Below are 17,278 nucleotides of genomic sequence, written 5' to 3' on the forward strand. Positions count from 1 at the left end.
AGCGGCCACCAGGCAGCGTCCGGCCGTTACACCGGCTGCAACTTCTGCGCGAATACCGCCACGCCATCCAGATCGCGCAAGGTCACCGTCAACTCCCCGCTCTGCCCTTCAATGCCCACCTCGCCAAAGAACTGGAAGCCGGCAAACGGCGAGCTGTTCTGCGAAGGCGGCGCCTTCTGGAACACCACCTCGGGGCCGAAGGTCTTGTCCAGCGCATTGGGCCCGAACGCCCCGGCATTCAGGGGCCCGGCAACGAACTCCCAGAACGGTTCGAAATCCTGGAACGCCGCGCGGTCGGGGTGGTAGTGGTGGGCCGCGCAGTAGTGCACGTCCGCCGTCAGCCACACATGGTTGCGCACCTTGTTGTCGCGCAGGAACGCCAGCAGCTCGGCCATTTCCAGCTCGCGGCCCTTCGGCGCACCCGGGTCGTTGTTGGCAATGGCTTCCCAGCGTTCCACGCCCGGGCTCACCTCGCCGTCCGGCACGCCCAGGCCGATGGGCATGTCAGCCGCCACCACCTTCCACTGGGCGGTGGAGGCCTTCAACTGCTGCTTCAACCAGTCCAGCTGCGCGCGGCCCATGAAGGCGCTGTCGGCGCTCATCTGCGCCTGCAGGTTGGCGCTGTTGCCGCCGCGGTAGCTGCGCATGTCCAGCACGAACACGTCCAGCAGCGGCCCGTAGCTGAGCTTGCGGTAGATGCGCCCGCCGTTGTCGGCCTGCTGGCGGCGCATGGGTGAATACTCCAGCCACGCCTGGCGCGCGCGGCTCACCAGCACGTTGATGTCGCGGGTCTGGTAGCGCTCGTCCAGTTGCTTGCTGGGCGACCAGTTGTTGATCACCTCGTGGTCGTCCCACTGCCAGATCTGCGGCACCTCGGCGTTGAAGCGGCGCAGGTTTTCATCCAGCAGGTTGTAGCGGTAGTTGCCGCGGTATTCGTCCAGGGTCTCGGCCACCTTGCTCTTGGCCTCGGTGGTGATGTTGCGCCAGATGCGCCCGCCTTCCACCGTCAGCTGCGCCGGCACCGGGCTGTCGGCGTAGATGGTGTCGCCGCTGTGGATGAAGAAGTCCGGCAGGCGCAGGCGCATGGCCTCGTAGATGCGCATGCCGCCGATGTCCGGGTTGATGCCAAAGCCCTGCCCTACCGTGTCGCCGCTCCACACGAAGCGGATGTCGCGGCGCTGGCTGGGCGCGCTGCGCAGGTGGCCGAACCAAGGCTCGCTGGCCACGCCGGTCTGGGCGTCTTCGAAGGTGACGCGGTAGAAAATCGCCTGGTCCACCGGCAGCCCGCTCAGCTCCACGCGCGCGGTGAAGTCGGTGCGCGCGTCGGCCAGCGCCGAGACGAAGCGGCGCGGGTTGCTGAACACGCTGCGCGTGTCCCACTCCACCACCATGCGCGCCGGCCGGTCGCTGCGGCTCCACACCATGGCCCTGTCGCCCAGCAGGTCACCGGACTGCACGCCGTCGGTGAGCTGCGGGCGGTCCTTCACCGAAGCGATCACGGCGGGCGCCAGGCCCGGCAACAGCAGGCCGGCGCCAGCCACTTGCAGCAGACGGCGGCGGGGGAAGGTGAAATCGGTCATGGCGCGCGGCTCCCTGTTCGCGGAAAAGGGCTCAGTAGAGCGCATGCGCGTGAACGGGGTGTGACAACACTGCGGGCACGACCTGACCGTGCCTGGGGAGCAAGGCGTTTCCCATCAATGTGTTTGCAGAAGGTGAAGCCAGCTGGTTCGAGCGGGAAATACAGGGCGGTGCGGCGTGTGATTAAAGCGCTGCTTGCCCACGCTGCAGGCGTTGGCCGTAGACGTTCAGGGCGTCGCAGCCGTTTTCCAGCAGCAGCGCGCAGCCGGTGGCGAAGTGGCTCAGGTCATCGTCGTCCAGGGAGCGGTAGCCCATGCAGGACAGGCTCTTGAGCATGTCACGCACGGCGCGCACGCGGGCGTCGGCGAACTGGAACAGGTCGGCCATGGGCGCATCGGCGTCGATGAACAGGACGGGGTTGGAGGTGCAGTTGCTGTCGCAGGGTAAAAAGTCAGACATGGGACATTCCGTTGAAAAAGTGGGCCACGCCCGAAATGGGTGGTGGCTGTGCGCGGGTTGACAGACCGAAGTATCTACCACCCTACGGCGCGCACATATGGGCGCCCCGCGCACAGCTACCGCTACGTGCATGGAAATAGTAGATAGGGATTCGAGCTGTCAAACCCGGCCATCCGTGTGGATGACGGAGGGCAATATCCCCCTGTTTGGAGGCATCGACAACCCCCAAAAAGCAACTTGGGAAATGTCCTACAACCCGGGTTCCGTGGGGTCTGACAGGGTGCCTGATCGTTGCGCGGGGCGCTTGGACGCGGCCTGGCGGCCGCTGCTACGGAATTGTGCTCGACAGCCCTAAACGAAAAAACCCGCCAAAAGGCGGGTTTTTTCTAGGCGTTAAACGCACTAGGTGAAGCAAAGGGCTCAAAGGCCAATGCGGGGACTTTAGCAACCACCGCATCACAAGTCAATCAATCGACCCAGGCGCCATCTCTGGCGGGTGCGAAGGCCCGAGGAGCCCGGCTGCACTGATGGTCTTGATGATCGCCTTTTGAATCTTGGCAACCTGTTCCCTAGGCAAATACGTAGCCATGGGCATGCCACGCTCCTTGATCCGGTTAAGACGGTCCTTGGAGACATGCGTGATGCACTCGGCCAAGGCCCACCGATCGCGCTTATCGTAAAAACCTGTTACCGGGAACAGATCGGTTGGCAGGAATAAGTGAATGCCACGATCCGCCGCGTTTTTATTTTCTTTGGAGGATATGGGCACCACCAATACACAGCCGTTGGGGAGGCGCCCGTTTAGCACCACTACCATGCGCCGCTTGCGGATTTCTGGTGGAATCAGCCCGTTGTAGATCGGATGAATTGGCGGCTGAAGGAACTCCCCGAAATCGCATTCCAGGACCTCGCCAACTTTAGGTGTGTAAGTGAGAGCCATAGGTGATGTCCATTTTGGTGAAGTCGACATCTACCGCAGGCACAACCATAACGCTGAGGTGGGCGAATGGAGATCCAATAATTGGCGTGCCTTGAGTCGCTCGGATGCCGGCGGGCAATATCCTCCTGCCTGGCAGGACCAACAAGCCCCTAAAAGCAACTTGGGAAAAGTCCTACAGCCCGGGTTCCGTGGGGTCTGACAGGGTGCCTGATCGTTGCGCGGGGCCCTCGGACGCGGCCTTGCGGCCGCTGCTACAGGACGTCCCTTGGACCCGTAGCAGCTGCCGCAGGCTGCGTCCGCGGTTTGCAGGGTGCCCGATCATTGCGCGACGCCCTGGGGCGCGGCCTTTACGCCGGCTCGGCCGTCAGCTCCACCACTTCGGCCTTCTTGATCACCGCATACACCACCGCCGTCACCACCGCGCCAGCGATGATCGCCAGCAGGTACAGCAACGCATGGTTGATGGCGTTGGGGATGAGCATCACGAAGAGGCCACCGTGGGGCGCCATGAGTTTGCAGCCGAAGTACATGGACAGCGCACCGGTGAGCGCGCCGCCGGCGATGCTGGCGGGGATGACGCGCAGCGGGTCCTTGGCGGCAAAGGGGATGGCGCCCTCGGAGATGAAGCACAGGCCCAGCACCAGCGCCGCCTTGCCGGCTTCGCGCTCGCTTTGGGCGAATTTGCGTCGGGCCAGGAAGGTGGCGATGCCCAGGCCGATAGGCGGCACCATGCCGGCGGCCATGGTGGCGGCCATGGGCGCGTAGCTTTGCGAGGCCAGCAGGCCCACCGAGAAGGCGTAGGCGGCCTTGTTGATCGGCCCGCCCAGGTCGACGCACATCATGCCGCCCAGCAGCACGCCCAGCAGGATGGCGTTGGTGGTGCCCATGCTGTCGAGGAAGTGGGTGAGCGCTTCGAGCATGCCGGCCACCGGCTTGCCTACCACGTAGATCATCACCAGGCCGGTGAACAGGCTGGCCAGCAGCGGGATGATCAGGATCGGTTTCAGCGCCTCCAGGCTGGCTGGCAGCCGCGCGTAGCGGTTGATGGCCTTGGCCGCGTAGCCGGCGATGAAGCCGGCGACGATGCCACCGATGAAGCCTGCGCCCAGGGTGCTGGCCAGCAGGCCACCGATCATGCCCGGGGCCAGGCCCGGGCGGTCGGCGATGGAATAGGCGATGTAGCCCGCCAGCAGCGGCACCATCAGCTTGAAGGCGCTGTCACCGCCGATCTGCATCAGGGCGGCGGCCAGGGTGCCAGGCTCCTTGAACGCGGTGATGCCGAACACGAACGACAGGGCGATCATCAGGCCACCCGCCACCACCATGGGCAGCATGTACGACACGCCGGTGAGCAGGTGCTTGTAGGCGCCAGTCTTTTCCTGCTTCGCCGGGGCGGCGTTGCCCGCGGCCGCTGCCGACTCGGGCTTGCCTTCGGCCAGGGCCTTGTCGAGGATGGACGCGGCCTGCTTGAGGGCGATGCCGGTGCCGCAACGGTAGATGCGCTTGCCGGCGAAACGCTCGGTGGCCACGTCAATGTCGGCGGCCAGCAGCACCACGTCGGCGTCCTGGATAGCAGCGGCGCTGAGCGGGTTGCGCGCGCCTACCGAGCCCTGGGTTTCGACCTGCAGGTCGTAGCCCTTCTGCTTGGCGGCAGTCTGCAGGGCCTCGGCGGCCATGAAGGTGTGCGCAACGCCCGTTGGGCAGGCGGTAATGGCGACCAGGCGCGGGGCGCGGTCGCTGGCTACGGCGGCCGTGGCCACCGGCGCTTGCGCCTCATGCACGCGGGCCTGTTCAGCGGCCTGGCGCAGGAAGCCGTCGGCGTCCTGCAAGGCGGCGGCAGGCGTGCTCTGGAACAGGCGCTTGCCGACGAAGCGGCTCAGGTCGATGGGCCCGGTGTTGACCACCAGCACCCAGTCGGCGGCTTCGATGGCTGCCGGCGAAAGTTTGTTTTCCGGGTGTTGCGGGTCATGCACTTCGACGCTGGTGCTCCACCCCTGGCGCTGGGCCACGGCATCGAGCAGGCGGGCGCTGAGCACGCTGGAGACGCGGCCGCTGGGGCAGGCCGTGACAATGGCAAGTTTCATCGCAATCCCTCTTATTGTTCTGTCAGCGTGCGTACGCAGACGCCGCTTTCGAGCCGCGCCAGCAGGGCGTGGTCACTGATGCCGAAACCGATCTGGCTGACCGCCATGGCGGCGATGGCCGTGGCGGTGCACAGGGCTTGCTCAGGCGTGCTGCCGCTGAGCAGGCCATGCACCATGCCGGCCAGCAAGGAGTCGCCGGCGCCCACGGTGCTGGCGATGTCGACGGTGGGCGGCAACGCTTGCAGGGTGGGCTGGGCGCTGAACCAGGTGACGCCCAAAGCGCCCTGGGAGATGACCACGTTGGCGATGCCCTGGGCCAGCAGGCGCTTGGCCACGGCGGCTTGTTGCGCCGGGGTGTCGATGCGCTCGCCGAACACTTCGCTGAGCTCGTCGGTGTTGGGTTTGATCAGCCACGGCTGGGTGGCCAGGCCGGCGCGCAGGGCGGCACCGCTGGTGTCCAGGGCCACTTTCAGGCCCATGCCCACCAGTTTTTCCAGCAACGCCTGCAGCCACTGGGCGCTGATGCCCCGCGGCAGGCTACCAGCAACCACCACGGCATCGTGGCCAGGGGCGATTTGCACCAGGCGCGCCAGCAGCGCGGCCTGGGCGTCGTCGTCGACGAACGCGCCGGGGCCATTGAGGTCGGTGATGCGCCCGCCGCTTTCGGCCAGCTTGATGTTGCTGCGGGTCTCGCCCGGCACGCGGATGAACTCGTCGGTAAAGCCCCGGACCTTGAACAGCGCCTCGAACGGCAGGGCATTGTCCTGGCCGAGGAAACCGGCCACGGTCAGTTCATGGCCCAGATCGGCCAGCACCTGGGCAACGTTGACGCCCTTGCCGGCGGCGTGGCTGTGCATGGCGGTGCTGCGGTTGACGTCGCCCACCAGCAGGCTGTTGAGCTCCACGGTCAGGTCCAGCGCCGGGTTCAGGGTGAGGGTCAGAATCTTGGCCATCAGGCGTTCTCCACCAGGGCGCGCACTTCCAGGGCGCTGCCCAGGCCCAGCGCGGTCTGCGCCAGGCCTTTCGCTTCGCTCAGGGTCAGCTCGCGGACCCCGGCCTTCACCTCGGCAATGCTGCGCGCCGAGACACTCAATTCATCCACGCCCAGGCCCACCAGCAGCGGCACAGCCACGGGGTCGGCGGCCAGTTCGCCGCAGATGCCCACCCATTTGCCATGGGCGTGGGCGGCCCGCACGGTGATGTCGATCAGTTGCAGCACCGCCGGGTGCAGGCCGTCGGCCTGGGCCGACAAGGTCGGGTGGCCACGGTCGATGGCCAGCGTGTACTGGGTCAGGTCGTTGGTGCCGACGCTGAAGAAGTCCACTTCCTTGGCCAGCACCGGCGCCAGCAGCGCCGCAGACGGCACCTCGATCATGATGCCCAGTTGCAGGTCGGCCACCGGAATTTCCAGGCGCAGGCGCTCGGTCATGTCGCGGGCCTGGCGCCACTCGTCGACGCTGCCGACCATGGGGAACATGATGCGCAGCGGGCGGTTGTCGGCGGCGCGCAACAGCGCGCGCAACTGGCTTTCCATCACGTCGGGGCGTTGCAGGGTCAGGCGGATGCCGCGCACGCCGAGGAAGGGGTTTTCTTCCTTAGCAATCGGCCAGTACGGCAGCGGTTTGTCACCGCCCACGTCGAGGGTGCGCACCACCAGCGGCCGGCCGGCCAGGCCGTCGAGCACGCGGCGGTATTCGGCTTCCTGCACGGCCTCGTCGGGGGCCTGGGCGTGGGCCATGAAAATCAGCTCGGTGCGCAGCAGGCCGACGCCTTCGGCGCCCTGCTCCACGGCAGCCTTCACGCCGGCGCTTTCACCGATGTTGGCGAACACCTCCACCGCGTGGCCGTCGCGGGTGACCGCGGTTTCCAGGCGGCGGGCGTTGGCGGCTTCCTGGCGGCGGGCGCGCTGTTCACGTTCTTCGATGGCCTGTTGGCGCACCTCGTCGCTGGGGTCGACGATGAGTTGGCCGCGCTGGCCGTCGAGCAGCAGCGGGCAGCCAGGCTTCAGCAGCAACACGGCGTCGCCGGCACCGACGATGGCCGGGATGCCCAGCGCGCGGGCGACGATGGCGCTGTGGGCGGTGGCGCCGCCACGGGCGGTGAGGATGCCGGCCACGCGGGCCGGGTCCAGGCGGGCCACGTCCGAGGGGCCAACTTCATCCATCACCAGGATGTAGGGTTGGCTTGGCTCGTCGAGGCTGGCCACGCCACACAGCTGCGCCAGCACCCGGCGGCCAATGTCGCGCAGGTCGGCGGCGCGCTCGGCCAGCAGCGCGTCGGCCAGGCTTTCCTGCTGCACGGCGGCGGCTTCGATCACGCTGATCCAGGCGGCGGGGGCGCTTTCGCCCTGCTTGAGGCGGCCGGCCACTTCGTCGGTCAGGGCCGGGTCGTCGAGCATTTCCTGGTGGGTGACGAAGATCTCGCGGATGGCCTTGGCCGGGCTGCGGCGGATCAGGCCTTCGATGTCTTCGCGCACCTGCACCAGCGCGCCTTGCAGGCGCTGGTGCTCAATGTCATGGGACTCACCGCGCAGCGGGTAATCGAACGTCTGCAGCACGTGCACATGGGCCGGGCCCATGGCAATGCCCGGCGCGGCGGCGATGCCGTTGATCTGCTGGCCGGCCACCGGCGCCTGCACCTTGGGGGTGATGACCGCCACTTCTTCGACCTGCACCACCGTGGTTTCCACCACCAGCGGCAGCGGCTCGACTTCCTCGCCCAGGCCACCTTCCACCGCGGCCAGCAGCGCTGGCAGGGCGTCGTCGGCAATGCTCGGTTCGGCGATGAACTCCAGCACCTGGCCTCGACGGGCGCCCAGGCTCAGCAGCTTGCTCAGGCTTTTCGCCGACACGGCCGGCTCGTGGCTGTCGACCACGCGCAGGCGAATCTCGCCGTCAAAGCTCTTGGCCAGTTGCGCCAGCTCTTTCGCCGGGCGCGCGTGCAGGCCATGGGCGTTGGGCAGGCCGATGCGCGCGCTGGGCCAGTCGGCCGGCAGCTCGCCACCCAGCACTTCCAGCACCGCGCGGGTGCTGGTGGCGCGGCCCAGTTCCTGGCCACGGCCTTCGATCAGCAGGGCGCACAGGCGTTCCAGCAGCGCCTGGTGGGCCTCGCCCAGGCTGGCCAGGCAGAACAGCCCGGTCAGCGGCTGGCCCAGGTAGCGCAGCGGTTGTTGCGGGGTAACGAAGGCCAGGCCGGGCTTTTTCACCGTCTGCTCGCTGTGCAGCCACCACAGGCCATCGCCCAGGGGCAGCGCCTCGACCTGCTGCAGAATAGCGGCGAAGCCGTTGCTGACGCAGTCGGCCTGGCGCAGCAGGCGCGCGCCGCGCCACACCAGTTCTTCGAAGTCTTCGGCGGCCACGCTGAGGCTGATCATCTGCGCGTCCAGCGCCAGCTCTTGCGGCGCGCCCTGCAGCAGTTTCAGCAGCGCTTCGGGGCTGCTGGCGCGGCGCAGCGCCTGGCCCAGGTCGGTCTCGCCCAGGGCACGGGTCAGCAGTTGCAGCAGGCGCAGGTGTTCGTCGGACTTGGCGGCGATGCCGATGGCCAGGTAGACGATCTGGCCGTCGCCCCAGTCCACGCCGTCGGGGAACTGCAGCAGGCGCACGCCGGTGGCGTGCACCAGGTCGCGGGTGTCGGGGGTGCCGTGGGGAATGGCGATGCCCTGCCCCAGGAAGGTCGAGCCCTGAGCTTCACGGGCTTGCAAGCCGGCCAGGTAGCCCTCGGCAACCAGGCCATCAGCCACCAGTTTTTCGGCCAGCAGGTGCAGGGCGGCGGGTTTATCCACCGCCGTCTGGCCCATGGATATCTGCTCTATAGTGAGCTCGAGCATGCCAATCTCCTTTGCGGCATCCGGCGGATGCAGAAGTCTTGTTTTAAGGGTTCAGCATAGGGCCGAAATCACGGCCTGGTCAGCCCCTGGCTGGTTGACGCCCATCAGCTGGTATTCCACGAACCATAACCTGACCGGTCCGACAGAAAAATTTTCGGCAGAAAACGTCCAAGCTGAATCGTTTAACCTAGAATGACAGGCACGTTACCCGATAATCTTCAGGCATTGAAGCCCAACTGACGGTGGCGCTGCGACATTGGTCGGCTGCCACCGCGCCTCATGATCGTGAAAAATGCGTAGGCCTGCGCGTTTAGCGCGCCGTATAACAAGGAATACTCGGTTGAAACTCAGTGATATTGCCCGCCTCGCCGGAGTGTCGGTGACCACCGCCAGCTATGTGATCAACGGCAAGGCGCAACAGCAGCGCATCAGCAAGACCACGGTCGAACGCGTGCAGGCGGTGGTGCAAGAGCACGGCTTCACGCCCAACCCCCAGGCCGCCGGCCTGCGCAGCCGCCACACCCGCACCCTGGGCTTTATCCTCCCCGACCTGGAAAACCCCAGTTACGCACGCATTGCCAAGCGCCTGGAAAAACGCGCGCGCGAGCATGGCTACCAGCTGCTGATCGCCAGTTCCGACGACGAGCCGGCCAGCGAGCTGCAATTGCAGCAGCTGTTCAAGGCCCGCCGCTGCGACGCGCTGTTCGTCGCCAGTTGCCTGCCGCCCGGCGACACCAGCTACCTGGAGTTGCAGGACAAAGGCATGCCGGTAGTGGCCATCGACCGGGTGCTGGACGAAAGCCAATTCTGCTCGGTGGTCAGCGACGACCGCAACGCCGCCCTGCAACTGACCAGCAGCATCCTGCGCCCGGCGCCCAAGGACATCGCCCTGATTGCCGCACGCCCCGAACTGAGCATCAGCCGCGAGCGGGCCGCCGGTTTCCACCAGGCGGTGGAAGGCTTCAAGGGCAAGGTGCTGGTGGCCGAGGGCGAGTCGTTCAGCCGTGAGTGCGGCCGCCAGTCGATGTTGGAACTGATCGAGCAACTGGGGCACCTGCCCGAAGCGCTGGTGACCACCTCCTACGTGCTGCTGCAAGGGGTGTTCGACGTGTTGCAAGGGCACCAGGCCGAGTTCCCGTCGCTGCACCTGGCCACCTTCGGCGACACCCAGCTGCTGGACTTCCTGCCCCTGCCCATAAACGCCATGGGCCAGCAGCACGACCTGATCGCCAGCACCGCGCTGGAACTGGCGCTGGCGGCAGTGGAGCGCAACGAGTACCGGCCCGGCGTGCACGCCATCGCCCGTACCTTCAAGCAGCGCATCTTCGAGGCCTGAACCATGGGGCTGATCGACACCCACACGCATCTGGATTTCCCGGATTTCGACGTCGATCGCCCTGCCCTGCTGGCCAACGCCCGCGCCCTTGGCGTGGAGCGCATGGTGGTGCTGGGCGTGCACCAGGCCAACTGGCAGCGCGTGTGGGACCTGGTGCAAGGCGACGGGCAGCTGTATGCCGCCCTGGGCCTGCACCCCGTCTACCTGGACGAGCATTCACCCGCCCATGTGCAGGCGCTGCGCGACTGGCTGGCGCGCCTGGCGGGCCACCGCCAGTTGTGCGCGGTGGGCGAGTTCGGCCTGGACTATTTCCTTGAGGACCTGGACCGCGACCGCCAGCAAGTGCTGTTCGAAGCCCAACTAGCCCTGGCGGCCGAGTTCGAGTTGCCGGTGTTGCTGCACGTGCGCCGCAGCCATGCGGCGGTAATCGCCACGCTCAAGCGCTTCAAGCTCAAACGCGGCGGCATTATCCATGCCTTTGCCGGCAGCTACGAAGAAGCGCGGGAATACATGAAGCTGGGCTTCAAGCTGGGCCTGGGCGGCGCGGCCACCTGGCCTCAGGCCGCCAAGCTGCGCAAGACCGTGGCGCGCCTGCCGCTGGAAGCCGTGGTGCTGGAGACCGACGCGCCGGACATGGCGCCGGTGATGTTCGCCGGCCAGCGCAACAGCCCCGAGCACCTGCCACGGATTGCCCAGGTGCTGGCCGAACTGATGGGGGTGGAGCTGCAGGCGCTGGGCGCGGCCAGCACGGCCAACGCCTGCGCGCTGTTCAACTGGTAGGGCGTTATTCGAACAGGGTGCAGGCCATCACCAGCGCGTCTTCGCGGCCACCGGCAATCGGATAGTAATCACGGCGACGGCCAATCTCGTTGAAACCGAAGCGCTCGTACAGGCGGTAGGCCGAACGGTTGCTGTCGCGCACTTCCAGGAAGCACTCGCGGCCGTTCATCTCGTAGGCGCGGCTCATCAGCCGTTCCAGCAGGCGCAGGCCCAGGCCGCGGCCCTGGCTTTCGGGCTTGACGGTGATGTTGAGCAGGTGCGCCTCGTCGATGATCACGTTGATCACGCCGTGGCCGACCTGCTGTTCACCCTCGAACATCAGCCAGATCTCGTAGGACTTCAGCCCGTCGAGGAAAATGCCGCGGGTCCAGGGGTGGCTGTAGGCGGCGTATTCGATCTTCAGGACGGCTTCAAGGTCCGCCTCGGTCATGCGGCGGAAGGTTACGGCATCACTCATTGTTCGGTTTCCAGCGCGCCATCAGTTGGCGCATGGCTTTCCAGACGTCCGCCTTGCGGTGCGGCTCGTCCATCAACAGTTCCAGGCCCGGCAGGCACCAGGCGCTGCCCAGCCCTTCCACCTGTAACTCACGGTAATAATCTTCGGCAGCGGCCTCGCCGGCGAAACGCACGGCCGGCAGGCCCACCAGCCACAGGCAGGTGCAGGGGGCGTCTTCCAGGCGTGCCAGGACGAAGCCCTGGACGAAATCACGCGCCGCTTCCGGGCCCTGGTCGAGGTTGCCGCGCACCAGCAGCGGCCAGCGCACCGGCTCGCCGATGATCTGCGGGGCGTCGGGCAGGCCGGCGGCGCGCAGCATGTCCTTGAGCAGCAGGTAGGCCGGGTCGCGGCTCTGGAACGGCTCGCCGGTTGGCAGCTCCACCAGGATCAGGCAGGCACCGGCGCGCAGCAGCTGCAGGGCGAAGCGCGGCGGCGGCGCCTGCACCACCTTGGGCGCCACGGGCGCGGCTTCGGGCTCGGCCACCGGCTTGCTGACGGCCTTGGCCGTGGGCCGCGGCACTTCTATTTTCGGACGCTCGACTTTCGGCCGCTCCGGCGCGCGGGCCACGGCGGCGCCGGCTGGCGGCTGCTCGACGACAAGCGGCTCGATGGGCGCAGGCGGCGCCAGCAACTCGGGGCGCGACGGCGCGGCGAACGGCAATTCGGTACGCGGCAGCCATTGCACCACTTGCATGGCGGCCAAATAAGCGCGGCGACTGGATTCGATCAACAAAGCGCGGCCATCTGTGGATAAGTTAAACGCCAATTCTACCGCCGTTCTGTGCGCCGCGCCGCAGTTGATGCGCACAAAGCGCCGCCAAGTCGATCAGGGGCTCAATGATCGGGCGATTGATGCAGTACAATCGGCGCTTTTATTTGGCAACGAGTCGGCCATCCAATGATCGAACCCAAGCGCGTCTTGCGCGCACTCGCCGAACACTGGGCCTTGCTGGAACCGCTGTGCGCCCATTTTGACCAGGGCACGCTGAGCCTGAGCGAACTTCGCCAGCAGGTCGCCGCCCAGCAACTGGACGCCACGCCGCAGGACATTACCGCGGTGCTGGACGTGTGGATCCGCCTGGACATCCTGGTGCCCGTGGCCAAGAGCCCGAACCGTTTCGAGCTCAACGCCCAGATCCACGACTTCCTCGCCTACCTGCGCCGTGAGCACCGGCTGGGCCTGTGCCTGGAGATCGAGGCCTACCTGCGCCATCTGGAGCGTCTGGCCGGGCACATTCAGGACGCCTTCGACATTCGCGATGGCAACGACCTGGCCCGCCAGCTGCGCCTGCTGGACATGCGTATCCGCGACGTGCTGAAGAAGCTCGACAACGACGAGCAGGCCCTGGTGGCCGTGGCCGAGCGCGCCAAGACCAGCGACCGGCAGATCCCGCTGCGCCAACGCTACGCCGAGGTGCTGGCCACCTGGGACGAGTACGTGGAGCCGATGATCCAGCTGGTGAACGCCGATGGCGCGTTCGAGCAGGGCGTGCGCAAGGTGGAGAACGTGCTGCTGCGCATGCTCACCGAGCAGCAGCGCCTGGGCCACCTGGTGGACGACGACATGTTGCTGCGCACCCACGCGCGTATCCTGGAAATGCAGACCCGCGCCCAGCTGACCCTGCGCCATGCGCGCGAGCTGCTGCTGCCGCTGCGTGAAGAAGCACGCCGGCACAACGCCGTGACCCGCGGCGCGGCGCTGGCCCTGTCGGCCATTCGCCGCAAGGGCCTGGACGCCGTGCCCCAGGCGGCCATGCCGATGTTCACCCGGCCGCAGAGCACCTTCCTCGGCAGTGCCAGCCAGGTGGAAGCCTACGTGTACGCCCTGGCGCGCTTCGAGGCCAAGCCGGCGCAGTTCCCCAAGGCGCACAAGGTGCGCGACGGCGAGGCGCCCAAGGCGCCGCGCACGGTCAAGGAAATGCTCGACCGCTGCGAAGACGCCCTGCCGCTGCCCGACCTGATGGTGTGGCTGCTGGAGCAGGAACCCGAGGGCGCCACCGACGAGCTGCTGTATTGGTTCTCGCGCCTGTCGCGGGACAAGCGCTTTGCCCGCGAGCGCCTGGAGCGCCGCGAATATCACACCCTGGAGCACCGCGTCAGCCTGCGCTCCTTCGCCCTGCTTTCCAGCGCCGACACGCCGTTGGCGGCCCCGCTGGAACCCTCTGCGAGCACTGCACATGAATCTTGATCTGTCCGAAATGTCCCAGCTGGCGCCGATCTTTCGCGAGCTGTACAAGGGCTTCCACATCAGCCGCCGGGACCCGGAGCTGTACGCGCAGCTGTCCAACCTGCAGGACCAGTACCGCGGCCTGTTCCGCGCCCTGGGCTTCGACCTGGTGTGCGACACCCGCGGCTTCTATTACTTCGTGCCCGAGCAGGCGGCCACGCAGGTCAACAAGACCGCCCAGCGCCTGTCGCTGTTCACCTTCATCCTGGTAGAACACCTGGCCGACCAGGGCCGCGACCCCATGGCCGTACTCGACGGCGGCAGCATTGGCCGCGACGAGCTGCCTTCGCTGCTGGAAAAATACCGTGACCTGTTCCTGCAGGCCGAGGTGCAGACCCCGGAAGAGCTGGAAGAGAAGATCATGCGGCGCATGACCCAGCTGGGCTTCGCCGGCGAGGAGAACGGCGTGTACCGTTTCCTGCCGCCGATGCACCGTTTCCTCGACGTGTGCCTGTCGGTGCAGCAGGACCGCAACCTGGCAGCCAGCCTGCACAGCGACCTGCCGTTGCCGACCCCGGTGCTGGTGGATGACGACGACATCATTGTCATCGACGACGAAGAGTCGGAAGAAGATGCGCTGGCACGCGCCATCGCCGAAGAACAGGAGATCGACGCATGAGCCAGGAACGCTACGGCATCCGCCGCTTCGCCCTGCTGAACACCGCCGGCTACAGCCTGGGCCTGTTCCCGCTGGAAAACCCGCTGTCGGTGTACGGTGCCAACAACCTGGGCAAGTCAGCCTCGATCAACGCGCTGCAGTTCCCGATTCTGGCGCGCATGTCGGACATGAGCTTCGGCAAGTACAGCCTGGAACAGTCGCGGCGCTTCTACTTTGCCAGTGACACCAGCTACATCCTCTGCGAAGTGTCGCTGCCCCACGGCCCCCACGTAATTGGCGTGGTCGGCCGCGGCCCGGGTGGCGGCTTCGGCCACCAGTTCTTTGCCTACAAGGGCGAGCTGGACCTGGCCCACTACCAGAAGAACGACACCTGCCTGCGCCAGAAAGAGCTGTTCAGCAACCTGGAGCGCAATGGCCTGAAAGCCTACGAGCTCAAGCCTGACGAACTGCGGCGCTTGCTGGTGGGCGGCCACACCTCGGTGCCGCTGGACCTGACCCTGATTCCGCTGCGTTCCACCAGCGAGCAGAGCCTGAAGACCTTCCGCGCGCTGTTCATCAACCTGCTGCACATGCGTGAAATTACCGCGGCCAAGCTCAAGCAGCTGTTCCTCGATGCCTTCGAGCACAGCCTGCGTTCGGGCAGCGTGGACTACATCGCCGCGTGCGAAGAAGCCTTCCGCGACGTACGCCGCATGGAGCAGGACTACAACTCGCTGGTGTCCGCCGGCCCGCTGGTCGAGGCCCTGGCCAACGGCGTGCGGCAGCGCGACATCCTGCGCGGCAAGCTGCACCGCATCTCGCCGGTGCTGGATTCGCTGCTGGGCACCTGGCAGGACTACTCTGGCGCGCGCAAGGAAGAGCTGGTCATCCAGGCCGAGCACTACCGCAAGGAGCAGGACTCGCTGCAGAACAACCAGCGCGGCGGCACCCAGGAGCTGATGCGCCTGGAACGCGAGATCACCGGCGTGCAGCGCTGGCTGGGCGAGCTGTCGGTGCTCAAACACCGCTTTGCCCTGGTGGACGACGTGAAGGTGCTGGAGCAGCAACTGCTGGCCGCCAAGGACGCCCACGACGAGCTCGCCGGTGCCCTGGCGCAGTCCCGTCAGTTCAGCGCCGAAGACCTGGAAGAGCGCCTGCGCGACCTGGAGAAACGCCTGAAGTCGGTGCGTCAGCAACTGGACCACGCCGACAACAACAGCTACGCCCGCCTGCGTGAAGAGTTCTCGCAGCAGGACGTGGAACGCCTGATGCGCCTGTTCAACAGCGCGCTGTTCAGCCTGCCGCTGGGCGAGCAGGGCATTGCCCTGGATGACAGCGACGCCTGGGTGAAATCCCTGGAAGCCATCCTCGACAGCTTCAAGGGCGAGCGCTTCGAAGTGCCGGGCATTTCCATCGACCTGTCGCACATCGAGCCCCCTGCCCTGCAGGCCCTGGCCGACCGCGCTGCCCTGCGCGAGCAGAAGGAGCGCCTGGAGAAAGAACTCAAGCAGCTCAAGACCCAGCAGGCCGTGGCCTCCGACCGCGCGGCCAGCAAGGAGCAGACCGAGGCCCTGTACCAACAGGTGCTGGATGCCCAGAAAGCCCTGGAAGACTTCCGCCGCGCCCAGACCCTGGGCGCCGAGGAAGGCGACAAGCTGGAACAGCTGGCGCAGATGGAAGCCGCCCAGGACGAGCTCAAGCGTTCGAGCGATGCCTTCACCGAGCGCGTCCAACAGCTGTCGGCCAAGCTGCAACTGGTGGGCCGGCAGATCGCCGATATGGAAGCCAAGCAGCGCACCCTGGACGATGCCCTGCGCCGCCGCCAGCTGCTGCCTGCCGACCTGCCGTTCGGCACGCCGTTCATGGAAGCCGTGGATGACTCCATGGACAACCTGCTGCCGCTGCTCAACGACTATCAGGACAGCTGGCAAGGCCTGCAGCGCGTCGACGGTCAGATCGAGGCGCTGTACGCGCAAGTGCGCCTGAAGGGCGTGGCCAAGTTCGACAGCGAAGACGACATGGAGCGCCGCCTGCAACTGCTGATCAACGCCTACGACCACCGCAGCGAAGAAGCCCTGACCCTGGCCAAGGCCCGCCGCGCAGCCGTTACCGACATTGCCCGGACCCTGCGCAACATCCGTAGCGACTACGACAGCCTCGAGCACCAACTGGCGCTGTTCAACCGCGAGATCAACAAGCGCCAGGTGTCGAACCTGCAGAGCTTCCGCATCGTGTTGGCCCCCAACAAGGAAGCGCTCAAGCACATCGACCAGATTATCCACAGCGCCGGGCAGTACGAGGAAGGCGAGACGTTGTCGGTGTTCGACCTCAGCCAGAGCGCCGAGCAGGACAACAAGAACGAAGAGGCCAAGGAATACCTGGCCCGCCTGGTGGCCGCCAACCACAACCAGCTGGGCCTCAAGGACCTGTTCGAACTGGCCTTCGAGATCACCAAGGTGCACGGCCAGCCGGTGATACACACCGATATCGACGGTGCGGCGTCCAACGGCACCACCATGACCATCAAGGCGCTGACCAACATGTACCTGTTGCTGCACTTGATGGACCGCGACCTGGCTGGCCGCATTCGCCTGCCGTACTACCTGGACGAGGCGGCGGACATCGACGAACGCAACCAGTCGGCGCTGCTGGAAACCAGCCAGCAGCTGGGCTTCGTGCCTATCCTGGCCAGCGTGAAGCCGCAGGTGTCGGCCCACGTGGCCATCGACCTGGAAGGCGGTAGCGGGCCTAACGGCATCTACATCGATGAGTCGGACTGGAAGTACATCCGTCGTCACGATGCGGTGAAGGCGGTGGTCGTGGATGATGAGGCTGAAGAGGTTTCGGCCTGATGTGAGCTTGATGGCATGACAAAAAAACCACCCTCTTGGGTGGTTTTTTTGTGCCTTTGAGGGGGTGCCTGCGGACGCGGCCTGGCGGCCGCTGCGACGGGG

13 protein-coding genes are annotated in these 17,278 nt (G+C 66.4%); 5 read left to right on the forward strand and 8 right to left on the reverse strand.

Features of this window, described 5'->3' with window-relative positions; translation table 11 throughout:
• Window positions 1–26 precede the first annotated feature (26 nt).
• The 6 genes from AC0Z2B_RS23935 to ptsP all read right to left on the reverse strand — a co-directional run bounded on the left by AC0Z2B_RS23935 (window position 27) and on the right by ptsP (window position 8,887).
• A complete protein-coding gene (locus AC0Z2B_RS23935; RefSeq protein WP_476299871.1) occupies window positions 27–1,580 on the reverse strand; it encodes an alkaline phosphatase D family protein in 1,554 nt (517 codons plus the stop codon).
• Window positions 1,581–1,761: 181 nt separating this feature from the next.
• On the reverse strand, window positions 1,762–2,037 hold the full coding sequence (locus tag AC0Z2B_RS23940; protein ID WP_416422453.1) for a hypothetical protein: 276 nt from the start codon (window positions 2,035–2,037) through the stop codon (window positions 1,762–1,764).
• Between the two features lie 463 nt (window positions 2,038–2,500).
• Window positions 2,501–2,977 (reverse strand): type II toxin-antitoxin system PemK/MazF family toxin, encoded by a 477-nt coding sequence (locus AC0Z2B_RS23945; protein WP_476299874.1) that lies wholly within the window; start codon window positions 2,975–2,977, stop codon window positions 2,501–2,503.
• A gap of 347 nt (window positions 2,978–3,324) precedes the next feature.
• A complete protein-coding gene (locus tag AC0Z2B_RS23950; protein WP_476299876.1) occupies window positions 3,325–5,061 on the reverse strand; it encodes a PTS fructose-like transporter subunit IIB in 1,737 nt (578 codons plus the stop codon).
• Between the two features lie 11 nt (window positions 5,062–5,072).
• Window positions 5,073–6,014 carry a 1-phosphofructokinase gene (gene pfkB / locus AC0Z2B_RS23955; protein ID WP_476299878.1) on the reverse strand — a complete coding sequence of 314 codons (942 nt, stop codon included), beginning with the start codon at window positions 6,012–6,014 and terminating at the stop codon, window positions 5,073–5,075.
• A complete protein-coding gene (ptsP, locus tag AC0Z2B_RS23960; RefSeq protein ID WP_476299880.1) occupies window positions 6,014–8,887 on the reverse strand; it encodes a phosphoenolpyruvate--protein phosphotransferase in 2,874 nt (957 codons plus the stop codon). Before ptsP ends, pfkB begins: the two co-directional genes overlap by 1 nt.
• A gap of 340 nt (window positions 8,888–9,227) precedes the next feature.
• Here ptsP and cra point away from each other — a divergent pair, with 340 nt between their 5' ends.
• On the forward strand, window positions 9,228–10,223 hold the full coding sequence (cra, locus tag AC0Z2B_RS23965) for a catabolite repressor/activator (protein WP_476299881.1): 996 nt from the start codon (window positions 9,228–9,230) through the stop codon (window positions 10,221–10,223).
• Between the two features lie 3 nt (window positions 10,224–10,226).
• On the forward strand, window positions 10,227–11,003 hold the full coding sequence (locus tag AC0Z2B_RS23970) for a TatD family hydrolase (protein ID WP_476299883.1): 777 nt from the start codon (window positions 10,227–10,229) through the stop codon (window positions 11,001–11,003).
• Window positions 11,004–11,007: 4 nt separating this feature from the next.
• Here AC0Z2B_RS23970 and rimI read toward each other — a convergent pair whose 3' ends face one another.
• Together rimI and AC0Z2B_RS23980 are read right to left on the reverse strand one after the other, a co-directional pair.
• Window positions 11,008–11,460, reverse strand: a complete 453-nt coding sequence (gene rimI, locus AC0Z2B_RS23975; RefSeq protein ID WP_027976748.1) for a ribosomal protein S18-alanine N-acetyltransferase — start codon at window positions 11,458–11,460, stop codon at window positions 11,008–11,010.
• The gene (locus AC0Z2B_RS23980) at window positions 11,453–12,232 is read right to left on the reverse strand and encodes an energy transducer TonB (RefSeq protein ID WP_476299885.1); all 780 of its coding nucleotides are present in this window, start codon (window positions 12,230–12,232) and stop codon (window positions 11,453–11,455) included. The genes rimI and AC0Z2B_RS23980 overlap by 8 nt, the downstream gene beginning before the upstream one ends.
• 165 nt (window positions 12,233–12,397) lie before the next feature.
• Between AC0Z2B_RS23980 and mksB the strand changes: the two genes are divergently transcribed.
• The 3 genes from mksB to mksF are packed head-to-tail and all read left to right on the forward strand — an operon-like array spanning window position 12,398 to window position 17,176.
• Window positions 12,398–13,687: an Mks condensin complex protein MksB gene (mksB, locus tag AC0Z2B_RS23985; RefSeq protein ID WP_476299887.1), complete on the forward strand. Its 1,290-nt coding sequence runs from the start codon at window positions 12,398–12,400 to the stop codon at window positions 13,685–13,687.
• On the forward strand, window positions 13,677–14,345 hold the full coding sequence (mksE, locus tag AC0Z2B_RS23990) for an Mks condensin complex protein MksE (protein ID WP_476299889.1): 669 nt from the start codon (window positions 13,677–13,679) through the stop codon (window positions 14,343–14,345). The genes mksB and mksE overlap by 11 nt, the downstream gene beginning before the upstream one ends.
• Window positions 14,342–17,176: an Mks condensin complex protein MksF gene (gene mksF, locus AC0Z2B_RS23995; RefSeq protein ID WP_473005355.1), complete on the forward strand. Its 2,835-nt coding sequence runs from the start codon at window positions 14,342–14,344 to the stop codon at window positions 17,174–17,176. The genes mksE and mksF overlap by 4 nt, the downstream gene beginning before the upstream one ends.
• Window positions 17,177–17,278 lie beyond the last annotated feature (102 nt).

It is taken from the genome of Pseudomonas sp. GYB4201, from assembly GCF_056312595.1.

What these genes read in the sequence shown, in the direction of transcription:
- AC0Z2B_RS23935 (WP_476299871.1), bottom strand. Translation starts at nt 1,580, where the DNA reads ATGACCGATTTCACCTTCCCCCGCCGCCGTCTGCTGCAAGTGGCTGGC.
- AC0Z2B_RS23940 (WP_416422453.1), bottom strand. Translation starts at nt 2,037, where the DNA reads ATGTCTGACTTTTTACCCTGCGACAGCAACTGCACCTCCAACCCCGTC.
- AC0Z2B_RS23945 (WP_476299874.1), bottom strand. Translation starts at nt 2,977, where the DNA reads ATGGCTCTCACTTACACACCTAAAGTTGGCGAGGTCCTGGAATGCGAT.
- AC0Z2B_RS23950 (WP_476299876.1), bottom strand. Translation starts at nt 5,061, where the DNA reads ATGAAACTTGCCATTGTCACGGCCTGCCCCAGCGGCCGCGTCTCCAGC.
- pfkB (WP_476299878.1), bottom strand. Translation starts at nt 6,014, where the DNA reads ATGGCCAAGATTCTGACCCTCACCCTGAACCCGGCGCTGGACCTGACC.
- ptsP (WP_476299880.1), bottom strand. Translation starts at nt 8,887, where the DNA reads ATGCTCGAGCTCACTATAGAGCAGATATCCATGGGCCAGACGGCGGTG.
- AC0Z2B_RS23970 (WP_476299883.1), top strand. Translation starts at nt 10,227, where the DNA reads ATGGGGCTGATCGACACCCACACGCATCTGGATTTCCCGGATTTCGAC.
- rimI (WP_027976748.1), bottom strand. Translation starts at nt 11,460, where the DNA reads ATGAGTGATGCCGTAACCTTCCGCCGCATGACCGAGGCGGACCTTGAA.
- mksB (WP_476299887.1), top strand. Translation starts at nt 12,398, where the DNA reads ATGATCGAACCCAAGCGCGTCTTGCGCGCACTCGCCGAACACTGGGCC.
- mksE (WP_476299889.1), top strand. Translation starts at nt 13,677, where the DNA reads ATGAATCTTGATCTGTCCGAAATGTCCCAGCTGGCGCCGATCTTTCGC.
- mksF (WP_473005355.1), top strand. Translation starts at nt 14,342, where the DNA reads ATGAGCCAGGAACGCTACGGCATCCGCCGCTTCGCCCTGCTGAACACC.